The sequence below is a fragment of the Arthrobacter sp. 05T47 genome, assembly GCF_056395825.1.
In genome coordinates this window covers 13,367-35,986 of sequence record NZ_JBFTKG010000024.1, presented here as the reverse complement: position 1 = coordinate 35,986, position 22,620 = coordinate 13,367, and the positions used below count along the sequence as shown (strand labels likewise).

At 64.6% G+C, this 22,620-nt stretch carries 20 protein-coding genes; 8 read left to right on the top strand and 12 right to left on the bottom strand.

The features are described 5' to 3' along the window. Positions 1-148 precede the first annotated feature (148 nt). A complete protein-coding gene (locus AC1DEY_RS15965; RefSeq protein WP_476868814.1) occupies positions 149-1,327 on the bottom strand; it encodes a flagellin N-terminal helical domain-containing protein in 1,179 nt (392 codons plus the stop codon). Positions 1,328-1,619: 292 nt separating this feature from the next. Between AC1DEY_RS15965 and AC1DEY_RS15960 the strand changes: the two genes are divergently transcribed. Genes AC1DEY_RS15960 through fliW form a run of 4 tightly spaced genes read left to right on the top strand, consistent with a single transcriptional unit; the run spans position 1,620 to position 4,843 of the window. Further along, complete coding sequence (locus AC1DEY_RS15960; protein ID WP_476868813.1) at positions 1,620-2,105, top strand: flagellar protein FlgN; 486 nt, start codon at positions 1,620-1,622, stop codon at positions 2,103-2,105. 10 nt (positions 2,106-2,115) lie between these two features. Next, the gene (gene flgK, locus AC1DEY_RS15955; protein ID WP_476868812.1) at positions 2,116-3,534 is read left to right on the top strand and encodes a flagellar hook-associated protein FlgK; all 1,419 of its coding nucleotides are present in this window, start codon (positions 2,116-2,118) and stop codon (positions 3,532-3,534) included. A 2-nt stretch (positions 3,535-3,536) separates the two neighbouring features. After that, positions 3,537-4,442, top strand: coding sequence for a flagellar hook-associated protein FlgL (gene flgL / locus AC1DEY_RS15950; protein WP_476868811.1), 906 nt, complete (start codon positions 3,537-3,539; stop codon positions 4,440-4,442). Between the two features lie 11 nt (positions 4,443-4,453). After that, positions 4,454-4,843 (top strand): flagellar assembly protein FliW, encoded by a 390-nt coding sequence (gene fliW / locus AC1DEY_RS15945; RefSeq protein WP_476868810.1) that lies wholly within the window; start codon positions 4,454-4,456, stop codon positions 4,841-4,843. Positions 4,844-4,870: 27 nt separating this feature from the next. Here the strand turns inward: fliW and AC1DEY_RS15940 are convergent, their stop codons facing one another. From AC1DEY_RS15940 to AC1DEY_RS15930, 3 genes are all read right to left on the bottom strand, one after another. After that, positions 4,871-5,416, bottom strand: coding sequence for an AMIN-like domain-containing (lipo)protein (locus tag AC1DEY_RS15940; RefSeq protein ID WP_476868848.1), 546 nt, complete (start codon positions 5,414-5,416; stop codon positions 4,871-4,873). Between the two features lie 371 nt (positions 5,417-5,787). Beyond that, positions 5,788-6,090: a DUF4193 domain-containing protein gene (locus AC1DEY_RS15935; RefSeq protein ID WP_476868809.1), complete on the bottom strand. Its 303-nt coding sequence runs from the start codon at positions 6,088-6,090 to the stop codon at positions 5,788-5,790. A gap of 229 nt (positions 6,091-6,319) precedes the next feature. After that, positions 6,320-6,814 (bottom strand): GyrI-like domain-containing protein, encoded by a 495-nt coding sequence (locus AC1DEY_RS15930; protein ID WP_476868808.1) that lies wholly within the window; start codon positions 6,812-6,814, stop codon positions 6,320-6,322. A gap of 164 nt (positions 6,815-6,978) precedes the next feature. On the opposite strand from AC1DEY_RS15930, the gene AC1DEY_RS15925 reads away from it, so the two are divergent. Genes AC1DEY_RS15925 through AC1DEY_RS15915 form a run of 3 tightly spaced genes read left to right on the top strand, consistent with a single transcriptional unit; the run spans position 6,979 to position 10,663 of the window. Next, a complete protein-coding gene (locus AC1DEY_RS15925; RefSeq protein ID WP_476868807.1) occupies positions 6,979-8,049 on the top strand; it encodes a nitrilase-related carbon-nitrogen hydrolase in 1,071 nt (356 codons plus the stop codon). Then, a complete protein-coding gene (locus AC1DEY_RS15920; protein WP_476868806.1) occupies positions 8,046-9,086 on the top strand; it encodes an agmatine deiminase family protein in 1,041 nt (346 codons plus the stop codon). Before AC1DEY_RS15925 ends, AC1DEY_RS15920 begins: the two co-directional genes overlap by 4 nt. A gap of 8 nt (positions 9,087-9,094) precedes the next feature. Continuing rightward, a complete protein-coding gene (locus AC1DEY_RS15915; RefSeq protein ID WP_476868805.1) occupies positions 9,095-10,663 on the top strand; it encodes an APC family permease in 1,569 nt (522 codons plus the stop codon). Between the two features lie 136 nt (positions 10,664-10,799). Here the strand turns inward: AC1DEY_RS15915 and AC1DEY_RS15910 are convergent, their stop codons facing one another. The 8 genes from AC1DEY_RS15910 to speB all read right to left on the bottom strand — a co-directional run bounded on the left by AC1DEY_RS15910 (position 10,800) and on the right by speB (position 20,728). Beyond that, complete coding sequence (locus AC1DEY_RS15910) at positions 10,800-12,233, bottom strand: APC family permease (RefSeq protein ID WP_476868847.1); 1,434 nt, start codon at positions 12,231-12,233, stop codon at positions 10,800-10,802. A 270-nt stretch (positions 12,234-12,503) separates the two neighbouring features. Next, positions 12,504-13,388, bottom strand: a complete 885-nt coding sequence (locus AC1DEY_RS15905; RefSeq protein ID WP_476868804.1) for a polysaccharide deacetylase family protein — start codon at positions 13,386-13,388, stop codon at positions 12,504-12,506. Beyond that, on the bottom strand, positions 13,378-14,301 hold the full coding sequence (locus AC1DEY_RS15900) for an NAD-dependent epimerase/dehydratase family protein (RefSeq protein ID WP_476868803.1): 924 nt from the start codon (positions 14,299-14,301) through the stop codon (positions 13,378-13,380). The genes AC1DEY_RS15905 and AC1DEY_RS15900 overlap by 11 nt, the downstream gene beginning before the upstream one ends. Positions 14,302-14,339: 38 nt before the next feature. Beyond that, positions 14,340-15,098: an SDR family NAD(P)-dependent oxidoreductase gene (locus tag AC1DEY_RS15895; protein WP_476868802.1), complete on the bottom strand. Its 759-nt coding sequence runs from the start codon at positions 15,096-15,098 to the stop codon at positions 14,340-14,342. A gap of 29 nt (positions 15,099-15,127) precedes the next feature. Next, entirely contained in the window at positions 15,128-16,423 is a 1,296-nt protein-coding gene (locus tag AC1DEY_RS15890) for a D-arabinono-1,4-lactone oxidase (protein ID WP_476868801.1), read from the bottom strand. 28 nt (positions 16,424-16,451) lie between these two features. Next, a complete protein-coding gene (locus tag AC1DEY_RS15885) occupies positions 16,452-17,966 on the bottom strand; it encodes an aminobutyraldehyde dehydrogenase (protein ID WP_476868800.1) in 1,515 nt (504 codons plus the stop codon). Positions 17,967-18,061: 95 nt separating this feature from the next. Beyond that, complete coding sequence (locus tag AC1DEY_RS15880; protein WP_476868799.1) at positions 18,062-19,543, bottom strand: purine-cytosine permease family protein; 1,482 nt, start codon at positions 19,541-19,543, stop codon at positions 18,062-18,064. A gap of 180 nt (positions 19,544-19,723) precedes the next feature. Continuing rightward, a complete protein-coding gene (gene speB / locus AC1DEY_RS15875) occupies positions 19,724-20,728 on the bottom strand; it encodes an agmatinase (protein WP_476868798.1) in 1,005 nt (334 codons plus the stop codon). 211 nt (positions 20,729-20,939) lie between these two features. On the opposite strand from speB, the gene AC1DEY_RS15870 reads away from it, so the two are divergent. Next, the gene (locus AC1DEY_RS15870; protein ID WP_476868797.1) at positions 20,940-22,484 is read left to right on the top strand and encodes a PucR family transcriptional regulator; all 1,545 of its coding nucleotides are present in this window, start codon (positions 20,940-20,942) and stop codon (positions 22,482-22,484) included. The last annotated feature ends 136 nt before the right edge of the window (positions 22,485-22,620 follow it).

Here is a 22,620-nt window from a genome sequence, read left to right as displayed (position 1 = left end):
TCCTTAGAACAATCGAAAAGATGAAATACGTAACAGCCGGTGGTACTGCAGAGCGCCCGGGGAGAGGTTTTCACCCTCCCCGGGCGCCAAGTCCTCGCCTAAAAACTAGCGGAGAGGGGCCGCTGAGCCGGCCCCTCTCACGTTAGGTCTAGCGGAGAAGCTGCAGAACACCCTGGCTGGTCTGGTTGGCCTGGGCCAGCATTGCGGTGCCGGCCTGGGACAGGATGTTGTTGCGGGTGAACTTGACCATTTCCTCAGCCATGTCCGTGTCGCGGATACGGGAGTTGGAAGCCGTCAGGTTTTCCTTGGCCACGTTGATGGTCTGCACAGCGGACTCAAGGCGGTTCTGGGTCGCACCGAGATCGGCGCGGGCCGTGGAAACGTACTTGATCTGGGTATCGATGGCGACCAGGGAAGCCTGAGCTGCACTGGTCGAGGAGAAGTCAAGACCCGTGCCGCTAACGACTGTGCTGCCGGCATTGAACACGCCCGAGCCCGACGGATCGGTCAGGTCGATCGTGCCGCCATCGTTAGACCGGATGATGATGCCATCGCCCGTGCCGTTCGTGCTCTTGGAGACTGAGGCCGTGAAGCTCGAGTTGAAGTTCTTGTCCGCGTTGAGCTTGGCAACGAAGTCCTCTGCGGTGGTGGCTGCAGCGGTGGTAGTGACAGCCACGGTGGTCGTGACGCCACCCTTGACCGACTCAAAGGTGTAAGCACCTGCGGCGAGACCCTGGGGGCTGCCGTCCGTGGCGCTGAACGCTGCAACCTTGAACGTGGTGGAACCGGACGCTGCCGACCCCAGTGCTGTCGCGACAGAACCGACGTTAGCAGAGGACAGGTTGACGTCGATGATGCTCTGCGCGTCAGCGTTGGCGCCGACCTGAAGCGACATCTTCGCCTTGGAGCCGTCCAGCAGCTGGGCACCGTTGAAGTTCGTGGAGCCGGCGATGCGGTCCAGTTCCTTCACGAGGCTGTCAGCTTCGGTCTTGATGGCGCCGCGGGATTCTGCGTTGTTGGTATCGTTCGCGGCCTGGACGCCCAGGTCACGCAGGCGCTGCAGGATGGAGTGAGCCTGGTTCAGGCCGCCTTCAGCGGTCTGGACTGCGCCGATGCCATCCTGGGCGTTGCGGGCGGCAACCGTCAGGCCACCGATCTGGGACTTCAGGCCTTCGGAGAGAGCCAGGCCGGCCGCGTCGTCACCGGCGCGGTTGATGCGCAGGCCGCTGGAAAGCTTCTCCAGCGACTTGGACAGGTCGTTCTGGGTGTTGCTGAGGCTGCGGTAAGCGTTGTTCGCAGCCAGGTTGGTGTTGATCTGCATTCCCATGATGTTTCCTCCATGATTGGGACTTGTGCGACGGCCCATCCGTGGGCCTTCAGGAGTAGTTATCGCCCGGCTGATAACTCTGGTAAGGGGAATCCGAAAAAATGTTTTCCGGCTTGATGCTGCCCTGCGGTGTCGTGAAGTCCAGCGTGATATCAGCTTTATTGCTGCTAACGCTTGCCGCAGCCCTGCCGATAGTTTCTACGAACCCAGCTGTTGGCTGAATCGTCCGCACGATTAATCAGCCGCCCCGGCACCACCGCACCTGTCACCGAAGAGGGAGTCCTCCGGACCTATGGCCATCCACGAACTGTCAGCCCTGCTGTGGCGGGAGCGTGAACTCCTGGACGTTCTCACTTTCAAGCTGGAGGAAGAGCAACTGCTGCTCACCTCAGGCAAATCGCGCTGGCTGGCCCACGGCACCAAGGAAGTCGAGCAGGTCCTCGAGCACCTCTCCAAGGCGAGCCTGGCGCGCACCATCGAGGCCGCCGTCGTCGCCGAAACCTGGGGTTTGCCCTCCGATGCTTCGCTCGGGGAGCTGGCCGCTGCCGCCCCGGAAGGCGCCTGGTCCGAGGTCCTGACCGCGCACCTGACCGCGCTGACCCGCCAGACGGCCCTCATCAAGGAGCTGCGCGACTCCAATGAGCAGTACCTGCGCACCGCGGTCCGTTCCACCCAGGAGTCCCTGGCCGACCTCCGGCCCGCCGCCGCCGGCACGTACGACGCCCACGGCAAGACCGGGGAAACCGCCGGCTCGCGCCTTTTCGACAAGCAATTCTAAGGAAGCGACCATGAGCACCTTTGGCGCCCTGAATACCGCCTACCGGGGGCTGACGGCTGCCCAGCAGGGCATGAACGTCGCCGGCCAGAACATCGCCAACGCCGCTACCGAGGGCTACACCCGGCAGCGCGTTCAGCAGTCCTCCATCGCCGCCCCGGCCCAGGGCCTCTTCGGCTCGGGCCGCCCGGAGTCCGGCAACGGTGTCTCGGTGGACGGCATCGCCCGTCTCGGCAGCAGCTTCCTGGACGCGGGTGTCCGCTCTGCCGGCGCCCGGGCCGGTTACGCCGGTGTCCGGTCCGCCGCGCTGCAGGGAATCGAGGGGATCCTGCAGGAACCGGGCGACAACGGGATTTCCTCCGCGCTGCACAACTTCTGGTCGGCCTGGCAGGGCGCGTCCAACCAGCCCGGGGAATCCGGTCCGGCGGGGCAGCTCCTGCAGGCCGGCAACGAGCTCACCGCGAAGATCTCCGCCGGCTATCAGTCGCTGACGGCGCAGTGGACCAGCGTTCGCGGCCAGGCCCAGGACAACGTCGACGCCGTCAACTCTGCGGCAGCGCAGGTGGCCGCGTTCAACGCGACCATTCGCTCGACGACCGCTGCGGGCGGTTCAGCCAACGAACTCATCGACGCTCGGGCCAAGCTCACGGAGACGATCTCCCGCCTGACCGGCGGAACTGTCCGCGAACAGGCTGACGGCACCGTGGACATCCACGTCGGCGGCAACGCCCTCGTCATGGGCACCTCGGTCCGGGCCCTGGCCCTCTCCGGCACGCAGTCCGGGGACTCGCTCGGGTCCCCGGTCCAGCTCGAATGGGCGGACCGGCCCGGCGCGGCCGTGCCGGTCACCGACGGCGAAATCGCCGGCGCCCTGTCCGTCCTGGCGCCTGCCAACAGCGCAGGCACCGGCGGCGCGATTGCCGAGGCAGCGGCGTCGTACAACACGTTTGCTTCAAACCTGAGGGACGCCGTCAACGCCCTCCACAACGGCGCCCGGACCTCCACCGGGGCGGTGGCCGGCAACTTCTTCAGTCCGGCCTCCGGGCTGCCGGCGGCGCTGGATATCGCTGTCCTGCCCAAAGACGCCAGCGGCATCGGCATCGGCGCCGGGGCTGGGAATCTGGACAACAGCGTGGCGGACAAGATTTCCCAGCTCGGCACGGGTCCCGGATCCCCGGACAGCCTCTGGGCCGGCGTCGTGACGGGGATCGGTGTCCTGTCCCGGGGCGCGCAGCAGCACGATGCCCTGGCCGCCGCGTCGCAGGCGTCCGCCCAGGCCAACCGCGCGTCCTCCGCCTCGGTCAGCCTGGACGAGGAAAACGTCAGCCTGCTCACTAACCAGCACGCCTACCAGGCCGCCGCCCGGGTCATGACGGCCGTGGACGAGGCCCTGGATGTTTTGATCAACCGCACCGGACTGGTAGGAAGGTAGACATGCTGAACCGGGTAACAAACCTGACCATGAGCACGTCGGCCCAGCGGACGCTGCAGGCCCAGCAGGCGAAACTCGCCGAACTGCAGGACAAGGCGAGCACCCTCGACAAGATCTCCCGGCCCTCGGACGACCCCGCGGCCACGGCGCAGGCCCTCCAGACCCGCTCCCGGATCGCCGCCGCCGCCCAGTACGGCCGGAACATCGACGACGGCGACCGCTGGCTCACCGCCGCGGATTCCGCCCTGGAGCAGGCCACCAACGTGGTCCACAAAATGCAGGACCTCACGGTCCAGGCCGGCAACGGCACGCTCAACCAGTCGGGCAGGGACGCGATCGCCCTCGAGCTCGAGGGCCTGAACAAGGACCTCCTGTCGATCGCCAACCGAAAGCACCTGGGCCGCAACATCTTCGCAGGCAGTTCGGACGCTGCCAACGCCTTCACCGCCGGGACATCTGGCCCGCCGGCCACGCCCGCGACGTTCAACGGGATTGCCAACAGCTCCGTGGAGCGCCGCATCAGTGAAAACCAGACCGTCCGGGTGGACGCCGACGGCGCCGCGATCTTCGGTGACGGCGCCACGTCGATCTTCGAAACCGTCAGCGGAATCGTCAACGGACTGCGCAGCAACTCGGACGTGACGGCACTGGCCGGCAAGCTCGAGTCCGGGGCCAAGGACGTCATCAACGGGCGTTCTGACATCGGAACACGCCAGGCCCAGCTGGAACGTGCCAGCAGCGTCAACACAGAATTGGAGGCCACCTTGGATGCACAGAAGACGGGCATCGAGAAGGCAGATCTTGGCAGCGTCATCATGGACCTGAAGCTTCAGGAGACCAACTACCAGGTGGCCCTGGCCGCGACGGCGCGCGTGCTTCAGCCGACGCTGATGGACTTCCTGCGGTGAGTGCCCCGGTCATGGACACTCCTGTCGCCAACCTGCCTGTCGTGTTCACCGCGCCCATGCCGGGCTTCGAGGATCTGCACGACTTCAGCCTGCGCAGCGTCGAGGGCGCGCCCGGGCTGTATGCCCTGGAAGCTGCTTCCTCTCCGGTGCGGCTGTTCCTGGCCGACGCCGCCGTGTTTGCTCCCAGCTACGCCCCGCCCATCCCTGCAGCAGCGCTGGAGGCACTGGACCTTCCGGAGTCGGAGGTACCCCAGGTACTGATCGTCCTCAACCACACCCCCGGTTCCACCACGGTCAACCTCATGGCCCCGATCGTCCTCAACCGCAGCACGGGACGCTGCACCCAGCTGGTGCTCGACGGCCGGGACTACCCGCTTCGGGCCGAACTCAACTCCCTCTAGCCACCGGGCCCGCCGGGTTCGGCCGGTTCACCAGAAGTGCGCCACATCCACCACGAACCGTGACCCGGTGCCCGGTCCGGCCAGGGCAAGGACCCGGAACGGCAGCCGGGCACGGACCCCCAGGCCCAGGCTGCTGTAACCCTCGAAGCTGCCCGCCCACGCCACCTGCCGAAACGTCTGGTACCCGCTCACGTTCACAAGTTCATTCTTGTCCGCAGGGGTGTACGTGGAGTTGCCGTTGCTGTCATAGGCCGGCGCGTTGACCGTGAGCTGGATGAAGGCCTGGCCGCGCAGCAGGACCGGCAGGCCCGACCCGTCCTGCAGTACTTGGGGAACATAGCGGACGGTGTAGCCGGCCACCGGGCCGTTCAGGTCGATGACGAGCCGATCGAAGCAGTAGTGCTGGCCGCTCCGGACGTTCACCGCCTGGGCCTGGCTCATGGCAGGATCCGTTTTCATCAGCGATCCCCAGACCAGTCCGCAGTATGGGTCCGCGGCTGCCGGCGCCGGTGCGAGCATCCCCAGGCCTATGGCCATCAGCACTGCCGCGAGCAATGCGTGGATCTTCTTCACCTGGATCTTCTTCAGCTGGGTCTTTTTCAAAGCGGCCACCCCCTGACACTGAACTGCTCCGATATTGAACGCACTGCCCTGTGTTGACGGGCGGTCTGGGCGGGGAGCCTGGACGGGCGGCACTGTCAGACGCTTTCAGCGTAAGCGGAGCCGAACCGGCGGGCGAGGCCGCCCACCATTTCGGCGCCCAACTGTTAGCGCGGCCCGCCGCCGGTCACGGACGGATGTCTCCGGAGGGTGCTTCGAGATTCGTTTACGAACAGATAACGCGCCCGCTCGCTGGGTCCAGGCGTGCCGGAGCGGGCAGGAACGCACGAAGCGCCGGCACCCTGGCGGGTCCGGCGCTTCGTGCGTTTAGTGCTGGAAGGCTCTTAGCCTTCGCAGTCGCGGCAGTACTTCATGCCGTTCTTTTCAAGGGCAACCTGGGACCGGTGGCGGACCAGGAAGCAGGAGGCACAGGTGAATTCATCGGACTGCTCGGGAACAACAACGACGGTCAGCTCTTCGCCGGACAGATCCGCACCCGGGAGATCAATGCCTTCGGCGGTGTCGTTCTCATCGACGTCGATCACAGCAGTCTGCGCGCCGCCACCGCGGGACGCCTGCAGGGCCTCCAGCGACTCGGCGGGAGATTCTTCTTCTGTCTTGCGTGGGGCGTCGTAATCGGTAGCCATTTTGGGGTTCACTTTCGTTGCTGCGCAGCGCCATTTCAGGCACCTCAGTGAAGCAGTTTAGGACATTATGCATGGAGTTGAGCAATAGTGTGGCCAATCCGACACAATGAGACTGCCGGGCCGCGGAAATCCGGGGCAGCGGCCCTGGCCGGAGCCCGGCCGTGGGCGTCGGCCGGGCGGTTCAGGTCGGGTCCAGACGGGCAGTCCAGGACGGGTTCAGACGGGCAGGTCACGCGACCGGCCAAACCACCAGAGTCTGCCATTTCGCCGGGTCGGGTTCGACGCCGGGATCGGTCAGGTAGTACTCCCACATTGCCTCCCCCGGGCTCGCGCCGTCGTGCCGCATCCGCGCCATGATGGCGCCGTAGGTCTGCGGCAGTGATTCGTAGGGACCGATGTGCATCGCCTCGTAGGCCCGGCCCGCGGGGAGGCTCCCGGCGATGACCGCGGTGTCCGCGCCGCCCGGGTTCGTGAAGGGCGCGGCGAGGGGGAACCCCGCTTCGACATCGACGACGTCGGTCGGCGTGCCGCGGTACAGCGCGAACGGCGGTCCGGCCAGCTGGACGTGCTGCTCCTGCACCGCGCCCATGACGGCACCGAAGGCACGGCCGAAAAAGTCCCGCAGGGCGTTCATCGGGACAGTCTCGTGCACCACCGCCGTCGGCTGTTCCTGGAGCTGGGCGGCCTTGATGTCCGGGGCGGGCCCCGGATTCGCTGGAGTCATACGCCCAGATTCTGCCGCGCCCATTCCGCGGTCTAGGGCCTTACGGCCCGCCGCCGAATAAATAAATGAACTTTATTCATTTTTGGTCTTGTCCCGAGCTGCGAGTGCCCCGATACTAAATGAACAACGTTCATTTCTGTGACGCCCGTCTCACTGGAGTAGCCATGATTGAAATCACTTCGCTCGATTGCCCGCCCTCCCTCGCCCGGACGGCGCCGTCCGGCCGGCCGGCGCTGCGCGTCGGCGTCGTGCAGCACCGCTGGCAGCCCGACGCCACGGCCCTGCGCGCCGAACTGGACGAAGGCATCGGGCGCGCCGCCCGACTGGGAGCCACCGTCGTCTTCCTGCCCGAACTCACCCTGTCCCGCTACCCGGCGGACACGCTTCCGGAGAACGACACGACCGGCGGCGGGGCCACGCGCCCGCGGCCCTCGGACATCGCCGAGGACCTGCTCACCGGCCCCACGTTCCACTTCGCGGCGGACGCGGCCCGCCGGCACGGAGTCTGTGTCCATGCCTCGCTGTACCAGAAGGCGGAGAACCCGGACGGCTCCGATGACGGACTCGGCCTGAACACCGCCATCCTGGTGTCCCCCGAAGGCGAACTGCTGGGCCGCACCCACAAGCTGCATATCCCCGTCACGGCCGGCTACTACGAGGACAAGTTCTTCCGCAAGGGCCCCGAGGGCGAGGACGCCTATGAGGTCCACTCCCCCGCCGAACTCGGCGGCGCACGGCTGGGCATGCCCACCTGCTGGGACGAGTGGTTCCCCGAGCTGGCGCGGATCTACTCCCTCGGCGGGGCAGAAATCCTGGTCTACCCCACGGCCATTGGCTCCGAGCCGGACCACCCGGACTTCGACACCCAGCCGTTGTGGCAGCAGGTCATTGTGGGCAACGGGATTGCCAACGGGCTGTTCATGGTGGCCCCCAACCGCTACGGCAGCGAAGGCACGCTGAACTTCTACGGCTCGTCCTTCATCTCCGATCCCTATGGCCGGATCCTCGCCCAAGCGCCGCGGGACGAATCCGCCGTGCTGGTCGCGGATCTGGACCTTGACCAGCGCAAGGACTGGCTCACGCTCTTCCCGTTCCTGGCCACGCGCCGCCCGGACACTTACGCGCGGCTGACCGAACCCGTGCGCCCCGAGGCCCCGCTCGGTCCTGACGCACATAGTGCCACTGCGCAGAAGACCACTGAGCAGACGGCAACCATGCAGAAGGCCACGGCGTGAGCGCCTGGCGGATGCCGTCCGAAACGGCACCCCAGGACCGCGTCTGGATGGCGTTTCCCACCGGCGGCTACACGCTGGGCGAGACAGCGGAAGAAGCCCACGCCGCCCGATCTGTCTGGGCCGCCGTCGCGAACGCCGTCGTGGATTTCGAACCCGTCACCATGGTGGTGGCCCCGGACGACGTCGAGACCGCCGCCGGCTACCTCCGCCCGGAGATCGAGGTGGTCACCGCCGCGCTGAACGATGCCTGGATGCGGGACATCGGCCCCACGTTCGTGCTGGACAACGCCGGCCGGCTCGGCGCCGTGGACTGGGTCTTCAACGGCTGGGGGGGCCAGGACTGGGCCGCCTGGGACAAGGACTCGCTCGTGGCAGCGGACGTCGCGGCACGCTCCGCGGCCCGCCACGTCGTCTCGCCGCTGGTGAACGAGGGCGGCGGCATCCACGTCGACGGCGAAGGCACGGTCCTCGTCACCGAGACGGTCCAGCTGGATCCGGGCCGCAACCCGGGGCTCAGCAAGGCCGACGTCGAGGCAGAACTGGCCAGGACGCTGGGCGCCACGCACGTCGTTTGGCTTCCGCGGGGGCTGACCCGGGATTCGGAACGGTTCGGCACCCGCGGGCATGTCGACATCGTCGCCGCCATCCCGTCCCCGGGCACGTTGCTGGTCCACTCCCAGCAGAACCCGGAGCACCCCGACTTCCAGGTCAGCCGGGACATCATCAACCACCTCGCCACCACCCGGGACGCGGCCGGCCGCGAATGGAACATCATCGAGGTCCCCGCCCCGGAAATCCTCACGGACGAGGAAGGCTTCGTCGACTACAGCTACATCAACCACCTGGTGGTCAACGGCGGCGTCATCGCCTGCACCTTCGGCGACCCGATGGACGACAAGGCCTTGCGAATCCTCGGCGATGCCTACCCCGGCCGCACAGTGGTGGGCATCGACGCCCGCGAGCTCTTCGCCCGCGGCGGCGGCATCCACTGCATCACCCAGCAGCAACCATCCGCCTCCCAGAATCTCCCAGAATAAGGTCAGCCATGAGTCAAACTATCGGCCGTGAAGACGGCACCATCACGCACGACGTCGTCGATCCGGCCGGTTCCAAGCACGGCATCTCGGGCAAGGGGCTCAAGGGCGGCCAGCTTGGCCTGCTCGCCGTCGTCGTCCTCGGCATTTCCTCCGTGGCGCCCGCCTACAGCCTTACCAGCTCGCTGGGACCCGCGGTCGGCGCCGTCGGCCTGCAGCTGCCGGCGATCTTCATCGTTGCGTTCATCCCCATGATCCTGGTGGCGTTCGCTTACCGGGAGCTCAACGCCGATTCCCCGGACAGCGGCACCACCTTCACGTGGGCCACCAAGGCGTTCGGCCCGTTCGTCGGCTGGATGGGCGGCTGGGGGCTGCTGGCGGCCAACATCATTGTTTTGTCCAACCTGGCCGGCGTCGCGGTGGACTTCTTCTACCTCTTCCTGGCCCAGGTCTTCAACAACCCCGAGCTCGCGGACCTGACCTCCAACACCGCCGTGAACATCCTGACCTGCCTCGTGTTTGTGGCACTGGCCGTCTGGGTCAGCTACCGCGGCCTGCACGCCACCAAGCTGGTGCAGTACACCATGGTCGGATTCCAGGTGCTCGTCCTGGGCATCTTCGTCGTCATGGCGCTCACCCACGCCGCCTCGGGCGACTCGGGCACCGCAATCGCCTTCAGCTGGGACTGGTTCAACCCGATGAAGATCGGCAGCTTCGAGCAGTTCGCCGCGGGCATGTCACTGGCCGTCTTCGTCTACTGGGGCTGGGACGTCTGCCTCACCGTGAACGAGGAAACCAAGGGCGGCAAGGGCACGGCAGGCCGGGCGGGAACAACGACGGCGGTCGCCGTCCTGGCCCTCTACCTCGTCGCGATCGTGGCCACCATGATGGTGGCCGGCACCGGAACCGACGGCATCGGCCTGAACAACCCGGACAACCAGTCGAACATCTTCGCGGCACTGGCCTCCCCCGTCATGGGCCCGCTGGCCATCCTGATGTCCCTGGCCGTGCTCTCCGGCACCGCGTCGTCCCTGCAGTCCACCATGGCCTCCCCCGCCCGCAGCCTGCTGGCGATGGGCCACTACGGCGCCCTGCCGTCGCGCTTCGCATCCGTCAGCAAGCGCTTCGGGTCCCCGGGCTACGCCACGGTGATCGCCGGCGTGATTTCCGGCGGCTTCTACGCCGTCATGAAGGTGGTCAGCGAAAACGTCCTCAACGACACCATCATGGCCCTGGGCCTGATGATCTGCTTCTACTACGCCCTTACTGCGTTCGCCTGCACGTGGTACTTCCGTCACAGCCTGTTCTCCAGTGTCCGCAACGTCTTCATGCGGCTGCTGTTCCCGGTCCTTGGCGGACTGGTCCTCACCGTGGTCTTCTTCCAGACCGCCGTGGACAGCTGGGCACCGGAATTCGGCAGCGGCTCCGAGGTCTTCGGCGTGGGCCTGGTGTTCATCCTGGGCATCGGCATTCTCGCCCTGGGCGTGGTGGTCATGCTCGTGACCGCGAAGCTGCATCCGGGATTCTTCCGGGGCGAGACCATCCGAAAGGACACCCCCGCCCTGGTGGTTCCGGAGTAGCCCCAGTTGCAAGACACGACGCACGGCTTTGCCCCCTGCTGCGGGGCAAAGCCGTGCGTTTTGCTGTCACGTTTACTGTCAGCGGACCCTGCGCGTGCTGATCGGCGCTACTGGGCAACTTCTTGCTGGGCGGCGCTCACGGACCGATCTGCAACAGTTCCGGCTCCGTCTCTGTCTCCGTCTCCGTCTCTGTCACTGTCTCGGCAGACGAGGGGCCGCTATTGCGCCGACGCAGGCGCCTTTCCACCGCGAAACCCGCCAGGCCAAGGAGCACGAACACCACAATCACTGCGTAGTTTTGGTACCACGGCGCCTCCGGCTGCCGGGGCCATGCGATATTGACGATCTCAAAACCCAACCACAACAGCGCAGCCACGTTCACCACCGGGCCGAAAACTCCCAGGCTGAAGGGTCCGGCCTTCCATGCTCCTTTCAGCCGCACTACTAGGGCGGCCAGCACTGGGAAGATGAAAGCCACGTAGAAGCCCGCCGTTGCGAACGCAATGAGGGCGCCGTACACCTGCGATGCCGACAGTGCAAGGACGATCATTGAAGCGACCGCAGAGACTAAGAGGGCGTTGATGGGCAGCCGGTCGGTCTTGCTGAGGCGCCTCAGAACCTTGGCCGCAGGCAGGGCATCCAGCCGGGCGAATGCGAAAATCGATCGCGATACGGCAGCCTGCAGCGCTACCGTCCCCGCGATGAATCCCAGGACGATGGTCACCAGGAGCGGCTTGGTGATTCCCTCGCCAAGATTGGCAGTCAGGGTTGTCGTAATCGGGTCCGGGTCTGCCCCGGACATGGCGGCACCAATATCCGGGATTGCCAGGAGCAGGGCAAGGCACGAAAACGTGATGACCGATGCCACCGTGACCAGGGACGTCAGCACAGCCCGAGGCACTCTGCGTTCGGGCGATCGAACTTCCTCGGCTATTGCGCCTGCACTTTCAAATCCAACAAACGACCATCCGATAATTGCCACTGCCGCCAGGAAAGGCCCAAAGACGTATGCGGTGGTGTCGGGTGCGGATCCGAAGGACTCCAGGATCGTGCTGAGGGAATTTCGGCGATGGAAGATGATGAGTACCAACCCGACTCCCAGGCTGGCGATGACCTCGCACACGATGCTCACGGTCACCAGCAGGCTCAGCCATTTCCTGCCGGCGGAGTTGGCAATCGTACTGACCAACAAGATGACGGCGCCCAGGATGATTTTCGTTGTCGTGTCAGGCTGTTCGATGCCGAGCAATGAGGCCAGGAATGTGCCTCCGCCGAAGGCTACAGCGGCGACTGTGATGATGAGGGTCCAGATGTAGGCCCATCCTGCGTACCAGCTGTAGGTGTGCCCCAGAAGGGACCTGGACCAAAGGCAGACCCCTCCGGCAACAGGCCAACGTGAAGCGAGCTCGGCAAGGACCGCCGCTACCAGGGCCTGGCCCAAGAGAACCGCCAGCAGGCCCCACCAGAAGGCCGGCCCTGCGGCCATCAGTGCCAAGCCAAATACGCCGTACAAGCCGATGATTGGCGACATGAACGCGAACGCCAAAGAGAACGAGGACCAGAACCCCATCTCCCGTTTGAGTTGGAGGGATTCAGGATTGGGCGTCTGTGGTGGACCAGGTGCCTCCGACAACAGCTGGGACGGGGAGTTCATTGCTATGGGCCTTCTTTCGCTGGGACGGTCATGGGGTTGAAGCTTCACAACGCGCGGCTGGCGTGGCTGAAGCGCAGGCCAGGGGCTTAGCCCCTGGCCTGTTGTGTTGTGGGATCAGCAGTGTTCGCCGTTGCGCCGTGTTAAGTAGTCCGAAGTTCAGTAGTCCGCAGTTCAGTAGTCCGCAGTTCAGTAGTCCGGATACAGCTCCGCGGACGCTGTGACTGGATTAAGGGGCCCGGCAATCAATTCCGGGTCACTGAGGGCCGCTTCCGCGAGGGCTTCGCAGGTCGAGAAGCGGACGTCGCCTCGTTGCAGCGCCGTTTCAATAACGGTCAGCAGTGCTTCCAGCCGTCCTGCCCGCCCAGTGAGAAAGGGGTGGCACGTGAGCATGAAAAGCGCCCCATGACGTCGCATTGCGTCGATCTCGTGAATCCACATATCAGCGACCACCAGTGGCGACTGGATGATTTCACCGATCTTGGGTTCCGGAAGGAACGCGTACTGCTCCCAGTCGTCCAGGCTCCAATGCGGGGGAAGCTCCGCAATCGTTCCTGCGGGGGTTTCAATCAGATACGGGACGTCCGCGTCCATCAGGCTGGAATCGTATTTCAGCCCGTACTCAGCTACCAACGACGGCGTCTGCCAAGAGGGCTCCCACAGTGCGGCCCTATGCCCCTTTGGCGCAATGCCGAAGCGCCCGAGTGCGACAAGCGCCAGGTCGAAATCGGCACGTTCCTCGTCGAAACTCATGTTCACTGCGGTGCGGTGAGTGTGTGAGTGGTGCGCGATCTCATGCCCCGCTTCCAGGACCTGTTCAACCATGTGGGGATAGCGCTCCGCGGTAACCCCTGGAATGAAGAATGTCGCCGGCTGTTGGACATCTTTCAGCATTTGGAGAATCCGAGGAACACCCACCTTGGGTCCGAACGCCTGGTGAGTCATCGCCATCGCATTCTCGGCGTAGCGGCGGCCGGCCGCCAGAACGGGTGACTCGGCGTCGACGTCGAACGTCAACGCGGCAACGCAGGCCGCCCCCTGCCTCCATCCGCCCTTAGCGGGCTCAGAAGTCATGGCTGGAAAGCCAGTCTGCGTAGTCGCCGATGGCCCGCTGCAGCGGCCAGGCCGGTTCGTAGCCCAGATCCGCGGCCGCGGAAGCGATGCTGAAGTGGCCCTGCAGGTCCAGGGTTGGATCCGCCCCGGGACCGATCTCCACAGTGGCGTCCGGGAATGCGATTCGTACTTCCTTGACGACGTCGCTGAGTGTCCAGTACTCGCTGCCGGAGATGTTGTAGGCCAGCGGCCTGGCCGAGGCTGTTTGTGGTGCCTGGACTGCCGCCAGGATGGCAAGAGCGACGTCGCGGACGTAGACCAGGTTGTAGCGGTGATCGGCCCCGCGGTCCTGTGAGAACGCACCGTCACGGACCACGCCGCGCATGATATCCCGCATGACTTCATCCATGCGGTTTCCGGGTCCGTAAACCTGCCCGATGCGCAGGGAGATAACGTCGATCCCGTACCTGTCGCCGTAGACCTGGCCGAGCCACTCCCCGGTAACCTTCGTCACGGCGTAGGGCGTCGTGGGATTTACGGGCTCCGATTCGAGAACCACAGGTGCCGAGGTCTTGCCGTACACGCACTCGGAAGAGAAGAAGATGATCCGTTTGACGCCGTGCAGTCGCGCCGCCTCGAAAACCGCCACCGTCCCTTCGACGTTGGCAGCAAAGGTTGCCAGGGGGAAGCTCAGGGAATAGGTCGGGTGGGATATTGCGGCGGTGTGGACGATGGTGTCGACGTCGTGCTCCTTGAATACTTCCAGGAGCCGAGGGACATCGAACAGCTCGCCCTGAACGGAAACGACGTCGGGGCGAGGAGCCTCGAGGAAATCCCGGTTGTAGCTGACGGTTTGGTGGCCGGCGTCGGCAAGTTCGTTGATGATGTGGCGTCCGGTGAATCCGGCACCGCCCGTGACCAGGACAGAGCTCATGTGATTTTGCCTTTCAGTACGTGCGTTGGATGTGGGATTCAATGTCCGAGTGGGAACGTCGTGGTTCGACCACCGTCGACAACAAGGTTTGTTCCCGTGACATATGAGGAATCAGGGCCCAGTAGCCACAGCGCCGCGGCTGCGATCTCCTCCGGCAGGGCGAACCGGCCAAGCGGCACGGACGCTTCGTCCCTGGCGCGTTCTGCTTCGTTCGCGAACTCGGCCGCGAGCATCGGAGTATCTGTCGTGCCCGGGGATAGTGCGTTGACCCGGACGCCGGCAGGGGCAAGTTCGGCGGCCAAAGACCGCATCATCGAAAGGACGCCGCCCTTGGTCGCGGTGTACGCGGAGTAGCCCGTCTGGCCGACCAGTGACAGCTCGCTGGCGGTGCAGACCAGCGATCCGCCGCCGTTGGATGTGAGCGTTCGCGCCGCTGCCCTGGCGAAGTGGAAGGTGCCGGTCAAGTTCACCTGGATCAGTCTTTGCCACAGCTCGTCGGACGTTTCTGCGATGGGCGCCACGCTGGAGATCCCTGCAGCGTTGAAGGCTCCGCTCAGTGGTCCGAGTTCGGCTTCCGCCTGGGCGAAGGCGCTATCGACCTGCAGGGACTCAGATACGTCGGCTTCGATGAAGATCACAGCGCCGGTCAGCTGGCGTTTTGCATCATCAAGCAGCCGGTCAGGCAGCCCTACTGCTGCGACCTTGGCCCCTTGCGCCAGGAGGGCTCGAGTGGTAGCGAGACCGATGCCGGAGCTGGCTCCCGTGACAAGGTAGGCGTTGTCCTGAAAATGGCTCATGTCTTCTCTTCCCGCATCGAATTGGTGGTTTAGCCCACGAGGGCACGGGTGTGGTCGTTAAGGAACATTCCGCGGGGGTCGAATTCCCGGCGAACCTGGATGAAGGTGTCAAGCTCCGGGTAGAGGCGCTCCAAGCGGCTCCTGGTCATGAAGTGGATCTTTCCCCAGTGGGCACGTGGCTCGAATTCCTGCAGCACCGCGTCTGCGTCCCGGAAGAAGGGCCAGTAGTCGGTTCCGGGTTCAGTGGTCAGGGTGATGACAGTGGTGTCGCGTCCTTGGAACTGGGACATGTAACCGTCGTCGGCCTTCACCCAGCGGACCTCGACGGGGTACTTCTGGTCGGAATGCTTGGTGCGGATCAGGTCCTGGACGGCCTCGACGGCCTCCAGTCCGTGCTCGCTGGGAACGAAGTACTCGAGTTCATGGAAGGGTGTGGTGAATCCGCCCGGGTAGATGCGGTAGGACCGGTCCAGCCGGGCACCCTCCGTCGTGGAAATTTCACGCTCGTCCTTGATCTGGGCAATGTTGTACCGCTTGGTGTAGCTGCGGTTTGCCATGCTCTGGCCCGGCGATCCGGGCAGGTCCAGGAGCTCGCAGGAGTCGTCGTCCGGGCACCAGAGGAACGAGTAGTGCCGGTTCGCGTCGATGTCAGCCTGCCAGGTTGCCGCGGTCTCCGCCCATGTGGGATAGGTAATCTCCTCCTGCAGGTAATAGCGGTCCTCGACCGCCAGTTCGACCTCAAGGAATATTCCGAGCGTCCCCAAGGCGACCTGCGCGGCCCTGAGTTCGCGGAGCTGTCCTTCACCGATTTCGACGATTTCGCCGTAGCCGTTGATCAGCCTGACCCAACGCAGTGCTGATGAGAAGCTGCCCAGGTTCTTTCCGGAGCCGTGCGTGCTGGTGGCGAGGGCCCCGGCGATCTGCTGCTTGTCGATGTCACCCTGGTTGCCCAATGCCAGCCCCTGCTCCCACAGCGGATCGCCAAAGGTGTTGATGGTGGTGCCGGCCAGGGCCCGGGCGCGACGCCGCATGAGGTCCGTTCCAGTGATGGCCGAGAGTGCGGACATGTCCATCAGGACGCCGCCCGTCTGGACCAGCGGAGAAGACGAATGCCCTGAACCGACGGCGCGTACGGGCAGGCCTTCGCGGATGGCGAACCGGACGGCGTCGAGCGCTTCCTGTTCATTCGTGGGCCGGACGGTGAAAGCGGGCGTGGCGCTCTGGTTGCCGCCCCAGTTGGTCCAGGTTACATCCGTCCCGAAGGGAGCGGACGGGGTTGCGGCGCGAGCCGACGACGCCGGGTGGGAATGATTCGTGGTGGTCATTACTGAGCTCCGATGCTGGTCTTAACGCTCATGCGCCGTGGTTGATCATGACGTGCTTGGTCCGGGAGTAGTCGTCCAGGGCATACAGCGAGAGGTCGCGGCCATAGCCGGATCCCTTGAATCCGCCCCACGGAACCTCGCAGGCCAGCACCAGGTGTGAATTGACCCAGACAGTGCCGAAATCGAGTCGCTTCGGAACGCTGAGCGAGAGGCTCGAATCCCGCGTCCATACCGAGGCAGAAAGGCCATAGGGGCTTTCGTTTGCCCGGGTAATGGCTTCTTCGGTGGTACTGAAGGACTCGACGGTGACGACCGGACCGAAGATTTCGTGGGTCGCAATAGGCGCCCCGGCCGGAACGTCGCTGATCACCGTGGGTTCAATGAAGTAGCCGGGGCCTGCCAACGCCGAGCCACCGACGGCCACCTGAAGGCCCGCAGCCTTTGCCTCGGCGAGCGCCTCCTTCACGCGTTCGAAGTGGGGGCGCGAAATCATGGGACCGATTTCCACGTCCTCTCCTGCGCCTGGAGCGCCGACGACCAGGGTGCCGACCTCACGTACCAGGTGCTCGGTGAACTCCTCGGCCACGGACTCGTGGACGAGCACGCGGCAGGCTGCGCCGCAGTCCTGGCCGGCATTCCAGAAGCCAGCGTTTCGCACGCCGGCGGCTGCCGCGCGGAGGTCGGCGTCCGGGAAGACAACAACCGGGGCCTTGCCGCCGAGTTCCAGATGGACGCGCTTGACGGATTTGGCCGCGGTCTCCGCCACCGCCTGTCCGCTGACGACGCTCCCCGTCAACGCAACGAGGGCGACATCAGGGTGTTCGGAGAGTCGCTGCCCCACGGTTCGGCCTTGTCCCGTCACGACGTTGAGAATCCCGTCGGGGATGCGTCCGGCGACAAGTTCTGCCAGCTTCAGCGTCGAGAGCGGGGTCTGTTCCGAGGGCTTGAGGACGATGCTGTTTCCGGCGGCCAGGATGGGCGCGATCTTCCAAGCAGCCATCAGCAGCGGGTAGTTCCAAGGGGTGATGACGCCGACGACGCCGACGGGTTCCCGGAGGATGACCGACGTGTGTCCGGTGGCGTAGTCGCCACCTGCCATGGACGTCAGTGTGCGGGAAGCCCCGGCCATGAAACGGAAGGTATCGATGGTGCTGGAGACATCGTCCTCCGCAACGGTCCGCGGTTTACCGGTGTTGGCGGACTCGATGATTTCGAAGGCTTCCCGGTTGGCTTCAATGATATTGGCGATCAGGGAGAGCACCTCGGACCGTTCCTTCGGTGTCGTGGCGCCCCAGGACTTCTGGGCCGCCACGGCCGCCTCAACCGCATCGTCCACATCCGAGGCTGTGCCTGCCTGAACGGACGTGATGACCTGCTCCGTGGTGGGGTCGACGACGTCGATGAGCCGGGTGGAGGAACCGGGAACAAATGCTCCACCGATGAAGTGCCCCGCGGGAGGCAAAACGGAGGGCAAGACGCTGGCGCTACTTTGCTCCGAGGTAGAGCGTCGGACCGTGAACTGCTCGGTGTCAGTGAGTGTCATAATGTTTGCCTTTGTTTTGTGCGCCGATCTCGGCGTCCGGAGTTTGTGTGGGGAGGGCGGTACGCCCAGGCTGGGCGTAGCGGCCGCGGTGGGCGTTAGGCCCGAGGGGCATCAATCAGTTCAGGTGCGAAGGCAGGCGACTGAAAGGGGGCAGCTTCCGACGTCTTCCGGAACATCCGCGCCGCAAAGTAGTACAGGGGTGCAACGACCACCAGGCCAACAATCCAGGAGACGTCCACGCCGTTCATCGCTGCGGCAAGAGGGCCAGTGAACATCGCTGTTGCCGAGAACGGAACCTGGATCAGTGCGCCGGCAACATAGGCTCCGATCGCAACCCAGTTGAACCTTCCGTACACCCCGCCGTCGCGCTTGAAGAAGTCTTCAACCCTGTAGTCGCCGTGACGCAGGAGGTAGTAGTCGACCAGGTTGATGGCTGTCCAGGGAACCAGGACGTACATCAGGAACGAGAGGAAGTTCGTGTAGAAGAAGATGAAATTGTCGCGGGCGAACAGCGCGATCATGAGGGCGAGGGTGAAAATGAGGATCGCCGCAATGGTTCGGGTCTTGGCGTGGGGCAACCAGGTCGGCCTGAACGTCTGCCCAATGGTGAGAGTGCACAGGACCCCGCAGTAGAGGTTCATGGCGTTCGACGCCGCCACGCCGAGGCAGAAGATTCCGATGATCACCATGGTCCACGGCCCGAGCATGGCTCCCAGGCTCCCCACTATTTCTACGGTGCTGCCATCGTTGACCAGCGCCAGTGCAAGCGTTCCCACCAAGGCACCCAGGACCATCGGGAAGAGTGTTCCCAAGACGCAGCCTGAGTAGGATGCCCAGAACGCCGGGGCCGAGCCGGTGCCCTGAGGCATGTAGCGGGAGTAGTCCGAGACGTAGGGAGCGTAGGCGAGCTGCCAGAGGGCCGAGACGGAGATGGTGGCCATGAAGCCCACCCAGTTGAAGTTTCCCTGGTCCAGGAAGCTGGCCGGCAATCCGTGGACGACCAGGATCCAGCCGAAGGCAAGCACCAGCGCCAGACCGGCCACGATGCTCAAGACGCGTGCATAGGCGTGGATGAGCCGGTATCCGAAGATGGTGGCAACGACGCTCAAGACGCCGATGACAATGATGCCTGCGTCAACACTGATGCCGGGGCTGACTGCGGCCAGTGCTTGACCGCCAAAGACGAGGTTCGCCGCAAAAAACCCGACGTACATGATCACCACGATCACAACGATCAGCAGCGCCCCGTACGAACCGAATTGGCCGCGGGTCTGAATCATCTGCGCCACACCCAGCTGCGGGCCTTGGGCCGAATGCAGTGCCATGAAGATGCCACCGACAAGGTTCCCAACGATGATTCCGACGATGGCGGGCACAAAGCCGAGCCCGAACACCGTGGTCGCAAGCCCCCCGGTCACGATGGTCATGATCATGATGTTGGAGCCGAACCAGATGGTGAAAAGGTCCCGTGCTTTGCCGTGGCGTTCGTCGGCCGGGATAGGTTGAATGGTCTTGTCTTCAAGCCGGGGCACCTCGGCCGCGACGGGCTGAGTGGGGTGAGTGGGGTGAGTGCTCATGATGCATTCCGGGAGTACATGGGAACCTCTTTGGTCTGTCCCGGCGCTTCGTCGAGCACGGGATCCGTTGTATTAATCATTCGTGACATTCGTCACGGTGAATATCCGGCGATTGAATAGTTGCCGAAAACACGTTCATACATACGTACAAATCGGGCGCGACTGCCCAGCCGTGATGGCTCAAACAGTGGCCGCTTGCAGATCCTGCGCGACGTTGGCGGAGGCCTTGCTACGGTTCACCATCAGGGCGAGAAGGTCGAAAACGAGGGTTGCCGCGGCGACCGTTGTGATGTCTGCGTGGTCATAGGCCGGAGCGACCTCGACGACGTCGGCGCCCACGATGTTGATGCCGTTCAGTCCGCGGAGCAGGGCCAGCAGTTCGCGGGAGTGGAGCCCGCCCATTTCCGGAGTACCTGTGCCGGGCGCGTAGGACGGGTCCAGGACATCGATGTCGATGGAGACGTAGACCGGGGTGTCGCCCAGCCGCTCCTTGACGCGCTGGATCGCGGCCGGAACACCGATGACGTCCAGGTCAGAGCAGCGGATGATCTGGAAGCCGAACTCGTGGTCGCGGAGGAAGTCGTTCCGGTCGTAGACCGGGCCGCGGATGCCCACGTGCATTGATTTGTCCTCGACGAGAAGGCCTTCTTCGAACGCCCGGCGGAAGATGGTTCCGTGCGTGACCGGCTGGTCGAAGTAGGTGTCCCACGTGTCCAGGTGCGCGTCAAAGTGGAGCAGGGCCACCGGGCCGTGCATCTTATTCAACGCCCGCAGCATCGGCAGGGCGATAGTGTGGTCGCCGCCGATGGAGATGAGCTTCTTGCCGGAGCCGGCGTCGCCGAGGAGCGGGAGTGCCTGCTCCTCGATCTCGCGGACTGCGCGGGCGATGTCGTAGGGGGTGCAGGCGATGTCGCCGGCGTCCACAACCTGGGCTTCGTACACGGGCTCGACGTCGAGCTCCGGGTGGTAGCCGGGGCGCAGGAGCCGCGACGCTTCACGGACAGCAGCCGGGCCGAAGCGGGCGCCCGGGCGGTAGGAGGTGCCGCCGTCGAACGGGACACCGACAATCGCAATGTCGTAGTCCGGAACACGGTCGATCTGAGGAAGCCGGGCGAAGGTGCCCAGGCCTGCGTAGCGGGGGACTTTTGTTGCGTCGACGGGTCCGATTGGCTTGTGCGTGGTCATGGCAGGGTTTCCTTCAGTTGCTTGGGTTTCAGCCGGTCCGGCAGGCTTCTTCTCCGTGCTGAGCTCCTGCGCCGGTTGAGGTCTATGACTCAACTATTAGTGATCGGCGTCACGCGGTACATGCGCCGATTGACTACAAATAACGGAGTGGCTTATACATGTGTATAAGCGGCTTGGGGGTGGCCTCCAGACCTATGAACAGGAACCCCTCATGGCGATCACCGTGGCCGAGCTGCTGGCCGAACCCCAGCTGGGCCTGACCCTTCTGGCGGGCTCCGCGGGACTGGGCAACCGCGTCACCTGGGCCCACACCTCCGACCTCCCGCGCTTGTGGGAGTGGATCACCGGCGGCGAGCTCATGATGACCAACGGACTATCCATTCCGGCCGATCCCGCAGGGCAGGTTGAGCTGGCCGAGGCACTGGTCAGCGCAGGTGCCAGCGCCCTTGCTATCGGCGAGCAGATGCATGCCCCCGAACTCCTTCCCGAGTTCTTCGAAGTCTGCGACCACCTGCCGTTGCCGGTCATCAGCATCCCGTACCCTCTTCCGTTCATCGCCATCGCACGCTCGGTCGCTGAGGCTTCGCTGCTTGAGGAGTCCCGCAGGCTGCGTCAGACGGCGCGCATCTACGACCTGTTGCGGCTGGCGGGGCCATCTGAGGACAACTGGCTAAGCCTGATCCTGGGCATCGAAGCTGAACTCGACGCGAGCCTCTTCGTGATTGATCGACGGTGCCTGCATGCCTGGCATCCCGGGGGCCAGTCATTGCCCCCGGATTTGAAGCGACACCTTGAACCGCTGACCAGCAAGTCACCGGTGGCCGGCAAGAAGTTTCAGTGGCACCGTTTCGGGGACAGCCATCTTCTGATGATGGACATCCCGACTCACGCCAATGCGCTTCTGGTGGTGCTGCCGAAATCCGAGCCGCTCCCTGATGCGGTGGTGCTGCTCCATGCGGCCACCGTCCTTGGACTGGAGCTGTCCCGGACGGYGCTGTCCCTCGAGAACCAGCGCCGGCTGGGCGCGGAGTTCCTCTTGCAGGCCTTCGACGGGCGTCTGGGGATCGCCGACATTGAAAGCCGGCTGCCTGAGTTCGGGATATCGTCACGGGAATTCCTCATCGTCTCCATGTCCAGCGAGGACAGCGAGCGTCTGGCGGGGATCCACGTTGATCTTTGGCGGCATGGCTATCCGACGGCGTGCCAGCGCAGGATCAATGCATTGCACCTGGCTGTCGCCTCGGACTGCACCGATGATCTGCTGCAGCACGCCGTCCCCTTGGACGTGAGAATCGGGATCAGCCGGCCGTCGGCGGCCGCTGGAGTGCAGAGGGCTCTTCAGGAATCGATGTGGGCGCTTGGGACCGCATCAAGCACCGGTGAGCGGTTGGTCCGCTATGCCGAGGGACCCTCGTGGCTGGGACTGACCAGCTTTGAGGAAGGCAACGCACTGGTCCAGCGGCTCCTCGGACCCATCTTCGAGTACGAACACGGAGAAAACGGGGACCTCATCGTCACGCTGAAGACGTTCCTGGATATGCAACGGTCCTGGCAGAAGACGGCGGCGGCCCTGTTCGCGCACCGGCAGACCATCATCTATCGCATCCGGAAGATCAGTGAGCTGACCGGCCTTGACATGACCGAAACCTCCACGCTGGCGCAGCTGTGGTTTGCCCTGCAAATCCATGAAGCCATGGATCTGCAGGGCAATCCGCGGCGTCTGCCGGCGGCTGAGGTCACTACTCCACGACGTTGACGGCGGGGCCGCCCATCGCGGTTCCCTTGCACCAGGCGGACTAAAATAAGGCATGGCCGTACGCCATACTTGTGGGATTCTGATGCTCACGGCACTCACTACTGTGGGCCTTTCGGCGCCCCCTCCCGCCGCCCAC

What these genes read in the sequence shown, in the direction of transcription:
- flgK (WP_476868812.1), top strand. Translation starts at nt 2,116, where the DNA reads ATGAGCACCTTTGGCGCCCTGAATACCGCCTACCGGGGGCTGACGGCT.
- AC1DEY_RS15905 (WP_476868804.1), bottom strand. Translation starts at nt 13,388, where the DNA reads ATGACTTCTGAGCCCGCTAAGGGCGGATGGAGGCAGGGGGCGGCCTGC.
- AC1DEY_RS15915 (WP_476868805.1), top strand. Translation starts at nt 9,095, where the DNA reads ATGAGTCAAACTATCGGCCGTGAAGACGGCACCATCACGCACGACGTC.
- AC1DEY_RS15935 (WP_476868809.1), bottom strand. Translation starts at nt 6,090, where the DNA reads ATGGCTACCGATTACGACGCCCCACGCAAGACAGAAGAAGAATCTCCC.
- AC1DEY_RS15925 (WP_476868807.1), top strand. Translation starts at nt 6,979, where the DNA reads ATGATTGAAATCACTTCGCTCGATTGCCCGCCCTCCCTCGCCCGGACG.
- AC1DEY_RS15895 (WP_476868802.1), bottom strand. Translation starts at nt 15,098, where the DNA reads ATGAGCCATTTTCAGGACAACGCCTACCTTGTCACGGGAGCCAGCTCC.
- AC1DEY_RS15910 (WP_476868847.1), bottom strand. Translation starts at nt 12,233, where the DNA reads ATGGGGTTCTGGTCCTCGTTCTCTTTGGCGTTCGCGTTCATGTCGCCA.
- AC1DEY_RS15930 (WP_476868808.1), bottom strand. Translation starts at nt 6,814, where the DNA reads ATGACTCCAGCGAATCCGGGGCCCGCCCCGGACATCAAGGCCGCCCAG.
- flgL (WP_476868811.1), top strand. Translation starts at nt 3,537, where the DNA reads ATGCTGAACCGGGTAACAAACCTGACCATGAGCACGTCGGCCCAGCGG.
- AC1DEY_RS15960 (WP_476868813.1), top strand. Translation starts at nt 1,620, where the DNA reads ATGGCCATCCACGAACTGTCAGCCCTGCTGTGGCGGGAGCGTGAACTC.
- speB (WP_476868798.1), bottom strand. Translation starts at nt 20,728, where the DNA reads ATGACCACGCACAAGCCAATCGGACCCGTCGACGCAACAAAAGTCCCC.
- AC1DEY_RS15885 (WP_476868800.1), bottom strand. Translation starts at nt 17,966, where the DNA reads ATGACACTCACTGACACCGAGCAGTTCACGGTCCGACGCTCTACCTCG.
- AC1DEY_RS15965 (WP_476868814.1), bottom strand. Translation starts at nt 1,327, where the DNA reads ATGGGAATGCAGATCAACACCAACCTGGCTGCGAACAACGCTTACCGC.
- AC1DEY_RS15880 (WP_476868799.1), bottom strand. Translation starts at nt 19,543, where the DNA reads ATGAGCACTCACCCCACTCACCCCACTCAGCCCGTCGCGGCCGAGGTG.
- fliW (WP_476868810.1), top strand. Translation starts at nt 4,454, where the DNA reads ATGGACACTCCTGTCGCCAACCTGCCTGTCGTGTTCACCGCGCCCATG.
- AC1DEY_RS15900 (WP_476868803.1), bottom strand. Translation starts at nt 14,301, where the DNA reads ATGAGCTCTGTCCTGGTCACGGGCGGTGCCGGATTCACCGGACGCCAC.
- AC1DEY_RS15890 (WP_476868801.1), bottom strand. Translation starts at nt 16,423, where the DNA reads ATGACCACCACGAATCATTCCCACCCGGCGTCGTCGGCTCGCGCCGCA.